Annotated in this window: 13 protein-coding genes; 3 read left to right on the top strand and 10 right to left on the bottom strand. The window is 39.9% G+C overall.

Features of this window, described 5'->3' with window-relative positions; all coding sequences use genetic code 11:
• The first annotated feature begins 14 nt into the window (after positions 1 to 14).
• Positions 15 to 1,394: a Trk system potassium transporter TrkA gene (trkA, locus tag ACOB80_RS10870; RefSeq protein WP_473165843.1), complete on the top strand. Its 1,380-nt coding sequence runs from the start codon at positions 15 to 17 to the stop codon at positions 1,392 to 1,394.
• A gap of 51 nt (positions 1,395 to 1,445) precedes the next feature.
• Here the strand turns inward: trkA and ACOB80_RS10865 are convergent, their stop codons facing one another.
• The 4 genes from ACOB80_RS10865 to ACOB80_RS10850 are packed head-to-tail and all read right to left on the bottom strand — an operon-like array spanning position 1,446 to position 6,866.
• On the bottom strand, positions 1,446 to 2,897 hold the full coding sequence (locus ACOB80_RS10865; protein WP_473165842.1) for a TrkH family potassium uptake protein: 1,452 nt from the start codon (positions 2,895 to 2,897) through the stop codon (positions 1,446 to 1,448).
• Between the two features lie 17 nt (positions 2,898 to 2,914).
• Complete coding sequence (locus ACOB80_RS10860; protein WP_473165841.1) at positions 2,915 to 3,532, bottom strand: YigZ family protein; 618 nt, start codon at positions 3,530 to 3,532, stop codon at positions 2,915 to 2,917.
• 58 nt (positions 3,533 to 3,590) lie between these two features.
• Entirely contained in the window at positions 3,591 to 4,910 is a 1,320-nt protein-coding gene (gene pepQ / locus ACOB80_RS10855) for a Xaa-Pro dipeptidase (RefSeq protein ID WP_473165840.1), read from the bottom strand.
• A gap of 45 nt (positions 4,911 to 4,955) precedes the next feature.
• Positions 4,956 to 6,866, bottom strand: a complete 1,911-nt coding sequence (locus ACOB80_RS10850; protein WP_473165839.1) for a transglycosylase SLT domain-containing protein — start codon at positions 6,864 to 6,866, stop codon at positions 4,956 to 4,958.
• 141 nt (positions 6,867 to 7,007) lie between these two features.
• Between ACOB80_RS10850 and ACOB80_RS10845 the strand changes: the two genes are divergently transcribed.
• Positions 7,008 to 7,910: an SPOR domain-containing protein gene (locus ACOB80_RS10845; RefSeq protein ID WP_473165838.1), complete on the top strand. Its 903-nt coding sequence runs from the start codon at positions 7,008 to 7,010 to the stop codon at positions 7,908 to 7,910.
• A 13-nt stretch (positions 7,911 to 7,923) separates the two neighbouring features.
• Positions 7,924 to 8,169, top strand: a complete 246-nt coding sequence (gene tusA / locus ACOB80_RS10840) for a sulfurtransferase TusA (protein WP_473165837.1) — start codon at positions 7,924 to 7,926, stop codon at positions 8,167 to 8,169.
• Positions 8,170 to 8,308: 139 nt separating this feature from the next.
• On the opposite strand, the gene ACOB80_RS10835 is transcribed toward tusA, so the two are convergent.
• The 6 genes from ACOB80_RS10835 to dnaN all read right to left on the bottom strand — a co-directional run bounded on the left by ACOB80_RS10835 (position 8,309) and on the right by dnaN (position 19,482).
• Positions 8,309 to 11,158, bottom strand: coding sequence for a TonB-dependent receptor plug domain-containing protein (locus ACOB80_RS10835; protein ID WP_473165836.1), 2,850 nt, complete (start codon positions 11,156 to 11,158; stop codon positions 8,309 to 8,311).
• Between the two features lie 474 nt (positions 11,159 to 11,632).
• Entirely contained in the window at positions 11,633 to 13,702 is a 2,070-nt protein-coding gene (glyS, locus tag ACOB80_RS10830) for a glycine--tRNA ligase subunit beta (protein WP_473165835.1), read from the bottom strand.
• 3 nt (positions 13,703 to 13,705) lie between these two features.
• Positions 13,706 to 14,620, bottom strand: a complete 915-nt coding sequence (glyQ, locus tag ACOB80_RS10825; protein WP_473165834.1) for a glycine--tRNA ligase subunit alpha — start codon at positions 14,618 to 14,620, stop codon at positions 13,706 to 13,708.
• Positions 14,621 to 14,845: 225 nt separating this feature from the next.
• On the bottom strand, positions 14,846 to 17,281 hold the full coding sequence (gene gyrB / locus ACOB80_RS10820; RefSeq protein ID WP_473165833.1) for a DNA topoisomerase (ATP-hydrolyzing) subunit B: 2,436 nt from the start codon (positions 17,279 to 17,281) through the stop codon (positions 14,846 to 14,848).
• A gap of 18 nt (positions 17,282 to 17,299) precedes the next feature.
• Positions 17,300 to 18,379, bottom strand: coding sequence for a DNA replication/repair protein RecF (gene recF / locus ACOB80_RS10815; RefSeq protein WP_473165832.1), 1,080 nt, complete (start codon positions 18,377 to 18,379; stop codon positions 17,300 to 17,302).
• Positions 18,379 to 19,482 (bottom strand): DNA polymerase III subunit beta, encoded by a 1,104-nt coding sequence (gene dnaN / locus ACOB80_RS10810; RefSeq protein WP_473165831.1) that lies wholly within the window; start codon positions 19,480 to 19,482, stop codon positions 18,379 to 18,381. The genes recF and dnaN overlap by 1 nt, the downstream gene beginning before the upstream one ends.
• Positions 19,483 to 19,499 lie beyond the last annotated feature (17 nt).

Here is a 19,499-nt window from a genome sequence, read left to right as displayed (position 1 = left end):
ATAGTAAAGTAACAATGAAAATAGTCATCATAGGTGCTGGACAAGTTGGCGGAACATTAGCCGAAAACCTAGTGGGTGAACGTAACGATATTACGTTAATTGACACTAACAGCGAATTATTGCGCGAGTTACAAGATAAGATGGACTTGCAAGTAGTGACCGGCCAAGGCTCTCATCCTGATGTGCTAAAACAAGCAGGAGCTGAAGATGCCGAGCTTGTTATCGCTGTTACCAGTGACGATGCAACGAACATGATCGCCTGTCAAATTTGCTATTCTCTGTTTAATACCGCAACGAAGATTGCCCGTATACGTTCAGCAAAAATCCTTAAATACCAAAACCAGCTCTTCCAACACGACAATATTCCTGTAGATCATGTTATTGCTCCTGAACAATTAGTTACTCGCGACATCGCACGTTTAATAGATTATCCAGGCGCATTACAAGTTTTAGAATTTGCCAAAGGTAAAGTCAGCTTAGTTGCTGTAAAAGCATACTATGGCGGCTTATTAGTTGGTCATGCCTTATCAACTCTTAGGGAGCATATCCCCAACGTAGACACCCGAGTAGCGGCCATTTATCGTAATGGTCGCCCTATTCGTCCTTTAGGCACTACCGTTATCGAAGCCGACGATGAAGTATTCTTTATCGCAGCAACGAAACATATTCGTGCGGTAATGAACGAACTACAAAAGTTAGAACCTGCCTACAAGCGAGTAATGATAGCGGGTGGCGGTAATATAGGCGCGGGATTAGCTAGATTATTAGAGAAAAATCATCAAGTTAAACTTATTGAGCATTCACCTAAACGTGCCGCTTATCTAGCGTCTGAGCTTGATGACACCTTAGTTTTTGTTGGAGACTCTTCCGATCAAGAGTTACTCATGGAAGAGCGCATTGATCAATTCGACGTTTTTATTGCCGTAACTAACGACGATGAAGCCAATATTATGTCTTCTTTACTGGCTAAACGTTTAGGCGTTCGTAAAGCCATGGTATTGATCCAGCGTTCGGCCTACATCGATTTGGTACATGGCAGTAATATTGATATCGCTGTTTCTCCACAACACGCGACTATTTCAGCGTTACTTACTCACGTTCGCCGTGGTGCTATTGATAACGTTTATAGTTTGCGCGGTGGTGCAGCTGAAGCCATTGAAATAGTGGCGAAAGGAAATGAAAAGTCTTCGAAAGTCGTTGGCAGAACCGTGTCAGAATTAAAGCTGCCACCAGGTACTACCATAGGTGCAGTTGTAAGAGACGAAGAAGTTATTATTGCTCATTCTGATACACTGATTGAAGCGGAAGATCATGTCGTCCTATTCTTAGTCAATAAGAAATACATTTCCGATGTAGAAAAGCTATTCTACGTTGACCCACTACAGTTCTTTTAATTTTAAATTGTAGCTATTTCAACTGAGTTAAACGCGGCGTCAACGCTGCGATTAACTACGCCAAAATGCTGGAGTGAAGAGTACCAGTAAGGTAAATATCTCTAGTCGACCAAATAACATCGCGACAACCAATACCCACTTACTAAAGTCCCCTAACCCTGAGAAATTTGCAGCGACTTCGCCCAAGCCAGGGCCTAAGTTATTTAAACATGCCGCTACAGCAGTAAAAGCAGTAATATCATCAACACCTGCGGCGAGTAACGCCAGCATGCATAGAACAAACACAGCAGCATATGCTGAGAAGAACCCCCAAATGGCTTCAACGACACGATTAGGGAGCGCTTTATGCCCTAGCTTGATAGTGAACAAAGCTTTTGGATGTACCAATTTGTTGAGCTCTCGAATACCTTGCAAATAAAGTAAGATAACACGCACAACTTTCATGCCACCACCAGTACTGCCGGCGCAACCACCAATGAAGCTCGCGAATATAAGTAAGATAGGAAGAAGTGTTGGCCAGTCGGCAAATGAAGTGGTAGCAAATCCCGCGGTAGTAGAAATGGAAACCGCCTGAAATAACGCCTGATCAAATGCTTCAAAGCCTGATTGGTAAACTCCATAACTCATCAAAACCACAAAACAGATTAAGGTAAGAACAAGTTGAATAGAGATAAAGACCTTAAATTCTGGATCGTAAAAATAAGCTTTTAACGATTTACTGTGCAGTACCGCAAAATGAAGCGCAAAGTTGACGCCAGCAATTAACAGGAAAAAGACACAAATAAAATTAATCAGTGGGCTGGCAAAGTAACCCATACTCGCATCATGAGTAGAAAAGCCACCGATAGCTATGGTAGAGAAAGCATGACAAATTGCGTCAAACAACGACATGCCCGCCGCCCAATAAGCTAATGCACAACATATGGTTAGCGCCAGATATATATACCACAAGTGTTTTGCTGTATCGGCAATCCTGGGGGTCATTTTCGAATCTTTAACAGGACCTGGTGTTTCGGCGCGATACAACTGCATGCCACCAATGCCTAACATAGGTAACACAGCGACCGCTAAAACAATTATCCCCATACCACCTAGCCATTGCAATTGCTGGCGATACCAGAGAACAGCGTGTGGCAAACCATCTATTTGCGTCAGAATAGTCGCCCCAGTAGTGGTTAAACCGGAGAAAGATTCAAAAAATGCATCGGTAATAGTTAAATTAGGCGTTTCTAATAGCATCAAGGGTATCGCTGAGAAACTAGCAAGAACCGTCCAGAACAGAACAACGATTAGAAACCCTTCCCTAGCCCTTAAATCGCTACGCTCTTTTCTTAATGGATACCAAGATAACATACCTGCCACTAAGCAAAAAATAAACGACATCAAGAACGCAGTACCGCCACCGTCACGGTAAATGAGCGAGATAAAAGCTGGCGGGATCATAGTGACACTTAGTAGCGACACCAACAGACCCAATATACGAATGATGTTTTTAAATTGCACTTCGGTTGTTCTTATTTTTAGTTATCAGCATTTACCAGCTCTATTTGCCCTGCTGATAATGTCGTTAATTGTTCACTAAACCGCTTCAACTCAGCTTCAGGCAAAGATAAAAGCAATTCTACATTTTCACCGTAATCTTGTTCAATAACTTTGCCCTGAACTTGCTCCAATAGGTGTTGAATATCATTAACTTGAGCATATTGACAGGTCAATGACTTGTTAACCATAGCAACTTTCATTTGGGTTGCCAAACTAGGTAATGCTTCTCGAACCGCCGCACTATACGCTCGCTGTAACCCACCAGTGCCTAGTTTAACGCCACCAAAGTAACGCACCACGATTGCTGCGATTTCACCTATATTGCTACCTTGTACCGTCGCTAGCATAGGCCTACCCGCTGTACCTGAAGGCTCACCATCGTCTGAAAAGCCATAAGCTTGACTATCATTGGGGTGTGACGTAACAAACGCATAGCAATGATGATTAGCGGTCGGGTGTAATGCCTGTATGTCAGTTAAACGAGTTTTAAACGCTTGTCGATCTGCGCACGGAAATAAGTAGCAGATAAATCGGCTCTTATTAATAATAATCTCGTGTTCAACATCACTAGCTGCCACTAAATAACTAGCACTCACTTAACAACACCTTTGTTTGCAACGGCCAACAACGACAAAATAAGGTAGCAACGACACGCTATTGCAACCCTGCATCACGTGTCATGTTTTCATTATGAGATTGATGAACAATAACGTTGTCTTCAATTCGTATACCACCAAATGGTTTAAACAATTCGACTTGTTGCCAATTAACCATGGACTTATTTGTCGAATTTTTAATATCAGCTAAAAGCGACTCTATAAAATATAAGCCTGGCTCAATAGTAAACACTTGATTAGCTTCAATTTGACGTGATGTTCTTAAAAATGGGTGCTGTGAAGGAGCATTAATATGAGTGCCTCTTTCGTCAGCCATAAAGCCGCCAACATCGTGAACTTGTAAGCCAATATGATGACCGAGTCCATGAGGGAAAAATGCTGACACTATCCCTGCTTCTAAAGCAACATCAGGAGTTACCGTGATGATATTAAACTCTGACAACACTTTAGCCACTTCAGCAAATGTTTGCACATGAAGGTCGACATAACTTGCCCCAGGTTTTAAGCCATCAACCGCATTTAACATGAGTATATCCATGCGTTTGATTAAGTCTGCAAAAGGACCATCGGTATGAGCATAGGTTCGGGTAATGTCTGATGCGTAACCATTAAAGCTTGCGCCAGCGTCAATTAGAAATGAACGGTGTGCAGAAGGCTTTTCTTTATCTAATACCGTGTAATGTAAAATTGAGGCATTTTCGTTAAGGGCGACAATATTGCCATACGGGGTATCTGAATCACCGCATTGCAACGCCATTAAATAAGCGTGTTGTATCTCTCTTTCACTGCCTTTATTTAAAAAGCACTCTTTAGCCGCTAAATGCGCCTTTTTGGCTAAAACATTCGATTCACGCATACAAGCCTGTTCGTATGGCGTTTTATAACCGCGATGATAATGTAAATAGTTCAGCACTTCTTCAGGGTTAATGCGCTCAAAGCCCAGGGCTTTGGCAACTTCGATATGTTCTCCGATATAAGCATAACCTTTTTTATCATAAGGTAATAAAGCATCTACTTCTGTCGCTTTTGTTAACACTTTGATCTCGAAAAACTCATTCCAATAGCTCTGTGGAAGCGGCTCAACTTTATGCCAAAAATCAACAGGTTGATAATAAATTAAACAAGGCTTATTTTTCCCGTCAACGATTAGCCAACTATTGGTTTGTTCAGTTAGCGGTAACCAATGCTTAAAGTGAGGATTTACTTTGAAAGGATAGCTTAAATCATCTAAAAAGATTTTCAGTTCTTGACCCGAATGAATAATCAAGCCATCTAAATTTTCACGCGCAAGCACCTGTTCTGTGCGGCTTTGTAATTCCGCAACATGTGCGCCATATAATTGCTCTAGCGAATTCATAACCCTATTCCAGCATGTTGATAAAGTTTAATAACAGTAAGTATATCAAAGTCGCTTGATTTGCATGTCATGGATTTGATCAAAAAGTTGTGCTGGTTGGCCCACTTGATATAAGTAAATTTGTTGATATGCCATCACACTTTTAACGTATTCACGTGTTTCTCGAAATGGAATGGTTTCAATCCAAATATCAGCCGGCAGCCCATTAGCTTCTTTTAGCCAACGTTTTACCCGATAAGGGCCAGCATTATAGGCAGCGGTAGCCAACACTTGATTTCCTTTGTGTTTACGTAACAATTCTTTCAGGTACTTAGTACCTAGGTTTATATTATTCTCACTATCCATTAAATAGCTATTTGTAATCTTTTTACGTCTAGTCAGCACTTTAGCTGTACCTGGCAACACTTGCATTAAGCCTTTTGCGCCAGCAGATGAGTGAGCATCAGACATAAATGAGCTTTCTCTGCGCGTGATAGCAAATGCCCATGCTGGTGCAATGTCGTGCTTATTAGCGTATTCATTTATTTCATCATTGAACGCCAGAGGGAATCTCAATTCTACGTCGTCTAAATAGCCCACTTGAGAAAGAGCAAATATTGCCCGGTCATACCAACCAATCTCGTTAGCAAGCTTTGCCGCGCCCAAAATTTGCCTATCAGAAAGCTGCCTAACCCAATAATTCCATTCTTTACGTGCTAAGTGATACCTACCAAGATGAAAAAGCTCAAACGCCCTTTTGCCAGCACTGTTTTTAAAAATTTCCGCCTTTTCTTGCTCTGTGAATGACAAGGGCTTGTTTTGCAAACTTACTTTTTCACCCGTCAAGCTCGCTGCTAAAAAGCCATAATAATGGCGTTTACCAGCGAGTTCTTTGAGCTCTATCATCGCTTGGTCTTTATTGCCAATTTCAAGCAATGTTCTACCATACCAATACTTCCATTGATTGGTGTTTTGATATGTATCAGGTAAAGCTGACAGCTCATTTTCGATAAGTTGCCAGTCTTGTTTACGCAATACGTCAGCAATTTTCCACTGGACAATATGTTCTGTTAATTGCTTATCTTTTAACTTTGCTAACCAAATATCCGCTTGCTTATGTTGTTTACTTGCTAAGGCTAAAGAAAACTTTAAGGCGATACTTTCTTTTTGCTGCTCACTAAAAGAAAACTCTTTTTCCGCTTTTTCATAAGCTTTTAAGGCTCGGTTAGGATCGCGCCAAATCAAGCGTTTAATACCGTAGGTAAAAATGATGGTTTCTTTTGGTGACTTTTGAGGAAAGCGTGACAACTTAGTAATGTATGCAGGGTCACGTCTCACTTTATGCCATAGCTTTCCTAAATACTGCTCTTCTTCTGGTAACAAAGTGGTAATGTAAGGGATAAGCGTATGATTGCCCCCGTCAGCAGCTTTTGCTAGCCGGCTCCACACGTGCTCATTTGTGCGCTTACCCGCTTCTTGCCACATTTTAAATATGGGATCACATGCTTTAGGCTGTGATTTTCCTACCACCCAGAGGCGATCAACATTCGCTAAAATAATGGAAGGGTCAACACCTTTGTTTAGTTGATACTGATACGATAAACACGTTAAACGAACATCTGACGTTGGTTGAAAGAACTCCAAGAACATTGATTGTCTGTCTCGTTTTGCCAAGTAATTAAGCCATTTTTTTCGTAACGGCCAATCAAGTGGTGTGCCTTTGTACTCATCAAGAAAACTTGCAATTTCATCTCTTGAAGACAAGCGCATACGGCTCATCAATCTTTTTTGATCAAGGTAAGGCTGTAAAGGGTAATAATGAAGTTGCTTATACAGATCTTGATAACTCGGAGAGTTGTGTTTCCAAAGTTGCTTTTCTGCTTGAAGAAAAGTCTGTCTGATCTGATGATTAGAGTCAGCGATCACGGGAAATGAGAAGCAAGCGATACAGGCTACAGCTTGGAAAATACGAAACATAAATACGCCCATTAAGTTTGATGCTTCTAAGAGTATTAAGGCAAGTTGATGAACGCAAGTAGATTCCCCTAAATTTAGCTAGAAAGTTATTTCAGCGATAGCTATCCTTATGATTGTCTGAGCTATTTAACAAGAACTTGCATGATTAAACGAATTGCTGCTTCAATTTTCGCTATAGTAACCACCAATGTTTATGCCGACAGCGCTCATGATATTGGCGTAGGCGCGGTTTACCATCTAGATCAAGAAAGCTCGTCTGGTTACCAGATGAATTATCATTGGCTGTTCTCACCTTCGTTTGAGTTTAAGGCGAGCTATATCGATGTTGGTACTTTGTCAGTAAAGCAAGAGGAGCAAAACCAGCGTATAGATCTAACACGCGCTAATCTTGGTGTGACTTTTTTAAAACAATTCAGTGATAAGGCCAGCATTTTTGCAAGCTCAGGCGTATCTTTTATCACCGACACCTCAGTTCAAGAATTTGTCGACAAAGGAGCAGCCCCCTACCTAGATTTGGGTGTGAGATATCAGTTAAGTAAAAGCCTGCAGCTAGACTTTGGCCAGGCAAGTTATTTTGACGGCGATAACCTTGGGACAAATCATAGTGTATTTTTAAATATTAAATGGAGATTTTACAGTAACCGCCCAGTATCAAGGCCAGTAACAGAATCACCACAAACCAATGCGCCAGTGGAGATTGCTGTTGTCACAAAAGCTAATACAGCAAAACCAAATAAACAAATATTTATAGATAAAGGTACTAACCCAGAAATAACCAAGGTAACACCTATTGCAAAGCCTTTGGTTAACGCAAAAGTTTATATTCAATTTGGCGTATTTTCAAAAATTGAAAATGCTAAAGCAATGCAAGCAGCGCTTACAAAAAAATTAAAGAACAACGAGGTTTACATTAAAGAAAGCGGCAATCGTTATAAAGTGATGTCTCAAGGATTCGAAAAAGAAGAAGATGCCCGTCAACACATGGCTGTGCTAAAATCTACGCATGAAATAGACGCGTTTATCGTGAACCAAACAAGTAAGTAGTATGTGAGCTTCTATGAACGAACTCTTTAATAATGCCAACAAGCACCTCGATGCCATGGGGTTAAGGTGCCCTGAGCCGGTAATGATGCTTAGAAAAACCATTAGATCCATGGAGAATGGTCAAACGTTAAGTATTGAAGCAGATGACCCTTCTACCGCTAGAGATATTCCAAGTTTTTGTACTTTTATGGAACATACCTTAGTCGCCAAACAAACCGACGAACTCCCCTACCAATACCTGATAAAGAAAGGTTGTTAATTAGGGCGTGTTGATCTTTCAGGGATAAATTGCTGCAAAAATAGCCTTGATAGATCAACACGCCCTAGGTTAAACCAAAAAAAACCAGTAGCTATAAAGCTACTGGTTTTGTCCAGAGAGATACATTTATATTGGACAATTAAAACTCTACACTTACACCTGCGTAATATGAGCGACCATATAATGGGTAGCGACCGTAGCCCACTCCATACGGGTGATCGGTCCAAAGCTTATCCATTACATTGCTAACACCAAAGTATACGCTTGAAGAGTCACCCAACTCGAAATCTACACGAGCATGGTGCAATGTCGCACTAGGTACTTCATATCTGTCGTGAGTTTCAGCGTTTGCGCCAATACTAATTAAAGAATCGCTGATGTGGCTCACAGACCAGCTAGCAGATAATGTATCTAGTGTATAACGAGCAGTGAAAGTTCCCGCAAAGTCAGGGTTTCCACTTACAATACCTGCATAGTCAAATATTTTCGCACCAGTTGCTTCTGATTCCTGATAAGAATCTTCTAATGTTTTTGACGCAAAAAAGTTAAGTGCTAATGTTGCACCAGAGCTTAAGTCCATGTCATAAGCAACATCTAAGTCATAACCCGTGCGCGTTAACAAGTTAGCATTGATATAAGTGATTTCTACATCTGTAGGTACACCAGTAACAGGGTCTCGTGTCACTTTACGACAGAAGTCATTATCAATAGATGAAGAGTCAACACATTGGGTCATTGTAGAGAAAGCACCAAATGTCGAAATACCGTCTTCTAACTCAATATCGTAGTAATCGATATTAATAGTTAATCCTTCAATAAATGTTGGTGTTAAGCCTAAACCAACAGTTAATGTGCGGGCTTTTTCAGAACGTAGGTCTTCGTTGCCTTTTTTGGTCGCATATAGACCACCACTTACGTCAAAGCCTGAATTGTAATCAGCTGGTAAACCAAGTGCAGCACAGTTTGATGAACGTGTTTGACGCTTTTCGCCCTCTAGGTCAGCGATTTGAGTTGCATCACATGGATCTAAACCGCGAGCCCACTGCGTATCCGAAGGTGCATATAACTCAATTAGTTGTGGAGCACGAACAGCTTCAGATATATTCGCACGAATAATTACATTCTCGTCGATACGCCAGTTTGCAGCAAACTTCCAGCTTTCGTCGCTTTCTGTATCACTGTAATTTGCAAAACGAATTGCCGTTTCAACCGTTAATTCTTCAACAAACGTGACATCAGATAAAACAGGAACTAATAATTCCACATATGCTTCAGTTACATCACGATCAACGTTTAAAGCTTGAGATGAGTTGCCGTCCCACCCTTCGATAGACGCGATTGAAGGAGAAATGTCTAACTCTTCTTTACGGTATTCAATACCCGTACTAAACGCTAATGTACCTGCAGGTAGTTCATATAAGTCACCAGATAGGTTAGCTTGGAAGTTTGTTTGCTTTGTTTCTGTGATATCTGTGTGGTCATTAACATCAATGGTAATGTAATCCATTACCGCTTGATCCATTTCATTAACGTTAAATGGGTTAATGTAACCACAGCTATTTGTCTCAGCACATGGCCCAATTAAATTGTAGTCCCAGTTAATGTAATCACGACGAATGTTGTTATAGTTTGCTTGTTCAATTTCTGAACCACCTGTTGACGCATATACGTCCCACGTCCAACCATTGTCTAAATCACCGCTTGCACCGATAGCAAGTGATAAGAATTGACGATCAACATCAGTTTCTCGGTTGCCAATTGCGTTAAATGTGTATGGCATTGTGATCCAGCCACCATCGTAAGCTGGCGTATCTTCAAAGCCTCTAACTAATTCATCGACAGCGTCAGGAATTGGAATTGTCGGGTTATAGATATCTTGCCAATGATCCCACGCGTACAAGTACTCAGGATCAATAGTATGGAATGCGTTTACTTTGCTGTAACGAATATCAGCTGTTAATTCAAAATCGTCAAATTGATAATTAGACGCTAAGTAAACAGACGTAGTATCGCTTGGAGTAAGATACTGGTTAGGCCCTTGAGAAGAAAAACCATATGGATTAAGCGTACGATAGCCATTGAATATTTCATCAGAAGGAACGGCTAAAAAGCCTTCTGTTAGGTTACCTTCGCCATCTTCTTTAAACTGATAGAAGTCACCTGTAGCTGCAGTTAATAGCGTTGGGCGAGTTAAGTTGTAATCAGGCCAGTTAACACCAGAATAAGAGATATTGTTTGGAATACCTGGAATTTTACCATTCGGATCTAATGGGTTATCACCCATAAAACTTTGACCATAGCTATTAGGACGGTCTTTGTATTTAATCGCATTGTTAGCTTTGTGTGTGATACTAAATGAAACATTACCACGGTCATTATCAAAGTTTAAACCAGCGGTTAAGCTTAACGACTTAGATTCACCATCACCACGCTCGGTACCATTTACTTGCGCATCAACACGAATACCTTCATATTCGGTGTTAAGGATGATGTTTACAACACCAGCAACCGCATCAGAGCCATAAACAGAAGACGCACCACCACTTAATATTTCGATGCGGTCAATAAGTACAGCAGGAATTTGCCCTACATCAACAACAAATTCTTTCGCGCCATTGATCGTTGCTACCGGACGTTGACCGTTAATAAGCGTAAGAGTACGCTTTGTGCCTAAGCCACGTAAATTAGGTACAGATAGACCTGCATTGTTTGGGTTGTAATCAGAAGACTCACTATCAATACCCTGAGCAAATTGTGGTAATGACGTCAGTACATCATTTATATTCATGTCACCAGAGATTTTAAGTTGGTCAGCTTCAAGTACTAATACTGGTGCTGTTGTTTCGACATTAATGCGTGCGATTCTTGAGCCTGTAACAGAAATTCGCTCTGCTTCTTCTGTTGCTGCACTATTTTCTGCTTCTGCAAATGCGTGAGGCGCATTTACTAGCATAGCAATTGCTATAGCTAGCGGAGTTCTTTTAAGCATGTTTACGGTTCCCTTTAGAATATATTTATATTTTTTGTTAGTAGCTGCTTTCATTTGAAAGCGGTGTATACAATATATTCATAGAGGTTTACGTCAATAGAGCAGCAAAGTTCTAGAAATTTTCAGATGTGATTCTATGCAATTTCTTTGACTTGTTATGCTTAAATGTAGATATAAAGTTAAAAATATGTGACTTTTATTGGATAAATATTAACATCCATAATTAAATGGAATATTAAATTATTAATTTTCATATTATTAGATCCTTTTCGTTATGTACGGTTATCGAAAATCCCTATAACTAATTGATTTAAAATATTATTTAGTTTTAGTTCGTTTCTATAGTGATAAAGGGATGTAGATTAAATAATTTCGAAGTAACAGTATCTAGTAAAAAAAAGCCCCGACTATTAGTCGAGGCTTAATCTTAATTATTGTGCCCGTTAAGGCTTTTAACGTTTTACTTAACTGTGTCTATTTCTGTAACACTGAAATATCTGCGATAGCCAGGAAGCTATTGCGAATGTTATTTAGCATAGATAAACGATTCACTTTAACTGCTTCATCGTCAGCCATCACCATAACATTTTCAAAAAAGTCATCGATAGGCTGTTTAAGCTGAGCTAATTCAGTTAACGCCTGTTGATAGTCTTTACTGGCCATTAGAGGCGCTAATGTCGTTTCTACAGCAGCAAATTCGGCAGCCAAAAACTTCTCTTGCTCTTCGCTTGCTAGCGCACTGTCAAAAGACTCGTTTAGTTGACCTTCAAACTTAGCTAAGATGTTACCAACACGCTTGTTTGCTGCAGCGAGTGTTTGAGCCGCTTCTAATTGCTTAAAATGACTTACAGCAGATACACGCTTATCGAAATCTAAAGGTGCACTAGGAGCGTTAGCTAGTACAGCTTGAATAACATCAACAGACACGTTTAATTCTTGATAATGAGCCTTGTATCGACCAAGAATAAACTCTATTACTTGAGAAGCCGTGTCAGCATTTGTTAGTTTGTCCGCGTAATCACTAATACTCTGTGCAACTAATTCTGCCAAGTCTAGGTTTAACTGCTTTTCGATAATGATACGAATTAAACCAATGGCGGCTCTGCGAAGTGCAAACGGATCCTTGTCACCTTTTGGCGGTTGATTAATACCGAAGATACCGACAAGAGTATCAATCTTATCGGCAATTGCTACCGCACAACCGATGTTAGCTTCAGGTAACGCATCGCCAGAAAACCTTGGACGATATTGATCTTCTAGTGCCTGTGCAACATCGGCGTCTTCACCATCATGCTGAGCATAATATTTACCCATAGTACCTTGTACTTGAGGGAACTCTAAAACCATGTCGGTCATCAAGTCTGTTTTACAAAGCAAGCCGGCGCGATGTGCTTTATCTTGGTCTTCACCTAGTTTAGCAGCAACAAATTTACTTAAATTGGCGATACGCTCAGACTTATCTTTGAGCGTGCCCAATTGTTTTTGGAACAATACTGACTCTAAGCTTGTTAGTCGTTCAGCTAAAGGCGTTTTCTTATCTGTTTTGAAAAAGAACTCAGCGTCTGCAAGTCTTGGACGAATAACTTTTTCATTGCCAAAGATTACTTGAGCAGGCTCTTTACTTTCGATGTTTGTAATGAATACAAACTTATTTAATAGCTTTCCATTAGCGTCTTCTAAAGGAAAGTATTTTTGATGATCTTTCATCGAATAGATAAGCGGCTCGGCAGGTACTGCTAAAAACGACTCGTCGAACGTCCCCACAAGTGCTTGCGGCCATTCTACCAACGACACAACTTCTTCCAGAAGTGATTCGTCCATTAATACTTTTGCATTTATAGCATCTGCTTGTTCAGCAATCTGTTTAGATATTAGTGCTTTTCGTTCTTGATAATCGGCGATAACGTAAGCTTCTTTTAATGCTGATTCGTATTCACTTGCATGACCAAGCGTTAACAGGCCGTGATGGTGGAATCTATGTCCCTGAAGCTGGTTATTTGATGTGATACCTAAACATTCACCCGCTAGTATGTCACTACCATACATCATAGTTAGGGTGTGCACAGGGCGAATGAATTGCGTCCTAGAACTTCCCCAACGCATTGGCTTAGGGATAGGTAACTTCGCCACCGCATTGTTTACCATTTCGGGTATTAACTCACTCACTGGCTGACCTTTTTGCACAGCTTTGTGTAACAACCACTCACCTTTATCGGTAGTTAAACGTTCTGCTTGTTCAATAGTGATACCGTTAGAACGTGCCCAACCTAATGCCGCTTTGCTAGGGTTGCCTTCATCATCAAATGCAACATTTACCGCAGGCCCACGTTTTTCGATTTCCTTGTCTTGTTGTGATGAAACTAAGCCTGAAACCTGAACAGCTAGACGACGAGGAGAAGCAAACCATTTAGAAGTTTCAAACGCTAAATCAGCTTTAGTTAACTGCTCAGTTATTTGCTGATGAAATGTTGTCGCCAGCGTTTGTAAAGATTTAGGAGGAAGCTCTTCCGTTCCTAGTTCAATCAGTAAAATATCTGTGTTCATAGTTTATTCTCCCGCTGCTTCGGTTTTGCAAAGCGGGAATCCTAACTCTTCCCTAGTGTTATAAAATGCTTCAGCACACGCTTTAGATAATGCGCGAACACGTAAGATATAACGCTGTCTTTCAGTAACAGAAATTGCATGACGAGCATCAAGTAAGTTAAACGCGTGCGATGCCTTCATTACTTGCTCATAAGCAGGAAGTGCTAAACCTTTTTCAATAAGTTTCTGACTGTCTTGCTCACATTGGTCAAACTGTTTAAATAGCGCATCAACGTCTGCATGTTCAAAGTTATATGCAGATTGCTCAACTTCATTTTGATGGAATACATCACCATAAAGTACTTTACCCATTGGGCCATCTGTCCAAACCAAATCATAAATGCTATCGACATTTTGGATATACATCGCAAGACGTTCTAAACCGTAAGTGATCTCTCCTGTAACGGGTGAACACTCTAAGCCACCTACTTGTTGGAAGTACGTGAATTGAGTAATCTCCATACCATTTAACCAAACTTCCCAGCCCAAGCCCCAAGCACCTAAAGTTGGTGATTCCCAGTTATCTTCAACGAAACGAATATCGTGTACTAGAGGGTCGATACCTAACTCTTTTAAAGAGTTTAGGTAAAGCTCTTGAATATTCTTTGGAGACGGCTTTAACATTACTTGGAATTGGTAGTAATGTTGAAGTCTATTTGGGTTCTCGCCATATCGTCCGTCGGTAGGTCGACGACAAGGTTGTACGTAAGCACTACTAATTGGCTCAGGACCAACCGCGCGCAAAAAGGTCATAGGATGAAAAGTACCTGCACCCACTTCTAAATCAAGAGGCTGAACAATAACGCAGCCTTGTCTAGACCAGTAGTCTTGAAGCTGCAAGATCAAGCCCTGGAATGTTTTAATATTGAACGTGCTCATAAATGCCCATATCTGTCATTTAGCAATTTTTTAATGGCACTAGTATAACGACTAGCCACTGATTCCTCTAGGCGTACTGTCGATTTTTTGAGTATTAACACTAAAGTTTACTCAATATTTTACGATGTCCGGAAGCCAATTTAGAAAATCGCTTTGTGTTTAATTTTCACTGTAAAAAAAGCCAGTGATAAATCACTGGCTATTTTTGTTTAATTTAGCAAATTGCTATACGTCTAAGTTAGCAACTTTAAGTGCGTTGTCTTCAATGAAGTTACGTCTTGGTTCTACATGATCACCCATTAGTGTATTAAATAGTTGATCAGCTGCAATCGCGTCTTCAATAGTCACTTTAAGCATACGACGTGTTTCTGGGTCCATAGTAGTTTCCCATAATTGATCAGGGTTCATCTCACCCAAACCTTTGTATCGTTGTATGTATTGACCACGTTTTGACTCTGCCATTAACCAAGTAAGCGCTTCTTCAAACGACTTAACTGGTTTAACTTTTTCGCCACGTTTAACGTAAGCTCCCTCTTCCATTAAGCCATTAATGGCTTCGTTAAGAGCAAGTATTTCGCCAAACTCTTTAGATTGAATAAAGTCGTAACCGCAGTTATAAACTTTATCAATACCGTGTTGACGTACGTTAAATACAGGGTGGAAAATGTTACGTTCGCTATCTTCTTCTACCGTAGCAGAATAGATTGAACCGTTGCCATCTTGGTTTTCTAATTGTTCTACTAAGTCGTTAGTCCATGCTGTTACTTTTGCTTGGTCTGAAAAGTCTGCAACTTTGATAGACGGCGCGTAAACAAACTTCTCTAAAATGTCTGCTGGTATAAACCTAGAAACGCGCTTAATAGTTGCATGAGTATTTCTAAATTGATTTACAAGTTGCTCTAAAGCAACACCAGAAACAGCCGGAGCAGATTCATTTACATGGATTTCAGCGTTTTCTAGCGCTAAAGTCGTTAGGTATTCAGTAAGAGCGTCATCATCTTTGATATAACGTTCTTGCTTACCTTTCTTAACTTTATATAGTGGCGGTTGAGCAATATAAACGTGACCACGTTCCATTACTTCTGGCATTTGGCGATAGAAGAACGTTAGTAATAATGTACGAATGTGAGAACCATCAACATCAGCATCGGTCATGATGATAATTGAATGATAGCGAAGTTTCTCAGGATCGTATTCATCACGGCCAATACCTGTACCTAAGGCTGTAATTAGCGTTCCAACCTCAGCTGACGATATCATCTTATCAAAACGTGCTTTTTCAACGTTTAAGATTTTACCTTTAAGTGGCAAAATTGCTTGGTTTTTACGATTACGACCCTGCTTAGCTGAACCACCCGCAGAGTCACCCTCCACTATGTATAGTTCAGAAAGTGCTGGATCTTTTTCCTGACAATCAGCAAGCTTCCCAGGTAAACCCGCAATATCTAACGCCCCTTTACGGCGTGTCATTTCACGCGCTTTTCGTGCCGCTTCACGCGCTCGAGCAGCATCAACAATTTTCATAATAACTGTTTTAGCTGTAGATGGGTTCTCTAGAAGATACTCATTTAACTTCTCACCCATTGCTTGTTCAACAGCCGTTTTAACTTCTGATGAAACTAACTTGTCTTTAGTTTGAGAAGAGAATTTAGGGTCTGGTACTTTTACAGAAATAACAGCAGTCAAACCTTCACGCGCATCGTCACCTGATGGGTTAGTTTCGCCCTTTTTAGTTTTGTTTAAACCTTCTTTAACCATGTAACTATTAATAGTTCTAGTTAAAGCAGCTCTAAAACCACTTAAGTGAGTACCACCATCTCGTTGTGGAATGTTATTAGTAAAACAGTGTATATTTTCCTGGAAGCCATCGTTCCATTGCATAGCAACTTCTACAGCGATGCCATCGTCACGTTGTAAATCAAAATAAAACACCTCTTCATTTACTGGCGTCTTATTAGTATTTAAATAATCAACGAATGCTTGAATACCACCTTCATAGAAAAAGTGCTCTTCTTTGCCTTCTTCTCTTTCATCAATTAAGCGAATTGAAACGCCCGAGTTTAGGAAAGAAAGCTCACGGATACGCTTAACTAATATGTCATAATGAAATTCGATATCTGAGAAAATTTCAGCACTTGGCCAAAATCGAACTTCAGTACCCGTATTATCACTTTCGCCTACTTCTGCTAAAGGAGCTTTAGGCTCACCTAAGTGATATTCCTGTTCGTGAAGCTTGCCAGCTCTGCGAATAGTTAACGTTAGTTTGTCACTTAAAGCGTTTACAACGGAAACACCTACACCGTGAAGACCACCAGAAACTTTATAGCCAGAATCTTCACCACCAAATTTACCACCGGCATGAAGAACAGTCATAATAACTTCAGCAGCTGATACACCTTCTTCTGGATGAATATCAGTAGGAATGCCTCGACCGTCATCTTTTACAGAAACAGAACCATCTAAATGTATGGTAACTACAATGTCGCTACAATGGCCCGCAAGCGCTTCATCAATTGAGTTATCTAAAACCTCAAACACCATGTGATGTAAACCAGTGCCATCATCTGTGTCACCGATATACATACCTGGTCGTTTTCTTACAGCATCAAGTCCTTTAAGAACTTTAATACTGTCTGAGCCATATTCATTTTCTACACTCATAGCATTTAGCCTATTCTTTTATACTAATGAAATCTTACCATGTTCCACGTGAAACATCTGGTAATTATCCTGTTCAGAAACCAATTTATCAGCAGTAGATTGATCTATTGCCGTAATAATAGATTGTACATTAAGGCGTTCAATACCCTTGTACATTCTTAACCTTGCTTCACTATCTAGTTCCGCACTTACGTCATCTATTAGCAAAATTGGTTTTACTCGTTCTACTCTTTCAATCATTTCAGACTGAGCAAAAGTAAGTGCGAGTAAAAACAACTTTTGTTGACCTCTTGAAAGCATTTGTTCAATTGGTGCTTTGTTTACTAAAAATCTAATATCAAATTTTTGAGGGCCAAATAAGGTGTAACCTTTTTCTCTCTCTTTAACTACTGAGTCTTGTAAAACATCAGACAATGCTTTCTTTTGACTCCACCCCTGATGATACTGTGTAGTAATTTGCTCACTAATATCGGGTAACAGTTCTTTAACCCAATTTCCCAAGACCTGGCTTAGTTCTTTAATATACTCCGCACGAAGTTCAGCGATTACATTAGCGAGGTTACAAAACTCACTTGTCCAATAGTTCAAGTGCTCTTCATTATACCCGTTTCTCAACAATGCATTTCTTTGCTTAAGCGTTCTGTTGAATGCTTTCCAAACATCTGAAAATTGATGTTTCACGTGAAACATTCCTAAATCAACGAATTTTCGTCTCTCTTTAGGCCCACCAAAAAACAGCTTAAAGCTTTCAGGCGTGACTATTTGAACGGCTAGGTTCACAACTAAACTAGTTAGTGATTTTTGCTTTTCTCCATCCACCTTTATCTGGCGAATGCCGTCGATATCGTGAGAAATGCCAATGACTTTACTATCATCGCATTTAGCGTTAACAACAAACTGTGCTAGTTGATGCTTAACGATCTGTTTACTATAAGCAGTACGAAAAGACTTACCATGCCCTAAAAAGAATACTGACTCAAGAACACTACTCTTACCGCTTCCGTTCTTTCCAATAATAAAATTTAAATTGGGGTTTAGTACTATACTAGTGTCTTCTAGGTTTCTAAACCCACTAAACGAGAGCGATGATATTGCCATTACAAACGCATTGGCATTACAACATAAAGAGCTTCGCTATTTTCTTCACCTTCAATAACTACACTACTATTTGCGTCAGCAAGGGTGAACTTTACAGATTCGTCTTTAATTGCGTTTAATACATCAAGTACATAGTTAACATTGAATCCTATTTCAACATTGTCGTACGGGAACTCAATTTCTAATATTTCTTCTGCTTGCTCTTGCTCAGGATTGTTCGCGGTAATCTTTAACTCCTGATCAGCAAAGTTTAAGCGTACACCTTTAAACTTTTCGTTAGACAAGATAGACGCTCGCGAAAGTACCTGTCGCAACTGATCTTTATCAGTATTTAAAACTTTGTCACCATTGCGAGGTAACACCCTTCTGTAATCTGGAAAACGACCATCAACAAGCTTACTGGTAAAAGAAAATTGTGTATCTAATATTCTTACATGGTTAGAACCTAAGAAAACTTGAATCTCTTCATCAACAGGATCTAACAAACGAATGATTTCTAAAATACCTTTTCGCGGTACGATAACCTGTCGGTTTGGTAGTTGTAGTTCTTCGTTTGATATTTTACAAATAGCCAAGCGATGACCATCGGTTGCCACAGAACGAATTTCATTACCTTCTGTTTCGATCGACATGCCATTCAAATAGTATCTAACATCCTGATTTGCCATTGAAAAATGAGTACTTTCAATTAATCTCAGCAGTTGTGCTTTAGACAATTTAAACTCAACATCACCTTTCCACTCTTCAATGTTTGGAAAATCAGCGGCTGGCAAGGTAGACAAAGAATAGCGACTTCTACCTGAAGAAATGGTGACACTATCTTCTGTAGACTCAAATGTAATTAAAGAACCATCAGGTAAGCTTTTACATATATCTAAAAGCTTCTTAGCAGGAACAGTTAGCTTACCATCGTTTTCGAGGTTTTCAATGTCAGCATAAGCGACCATTTCAAGCTCTAAATCTGTCGCTGTTAAGGTTAGTGACTGCCCACTTACATCCATTAAAATGTTTCCTAAAATGGGTAGTGTACTTTTTCTTTCCACTGCACCGGAAACCAATAGCAAGGGTTTTAATAACAATTCTCTATTTAATGAAAACTTCATTTTATACCTACTCTTTA

This window comes from Thalassotalea coralli, from assembly GCF_055786205.1.
This window is presented reverse-complemented; position numbering and strand designations above follow the sequence as displayed.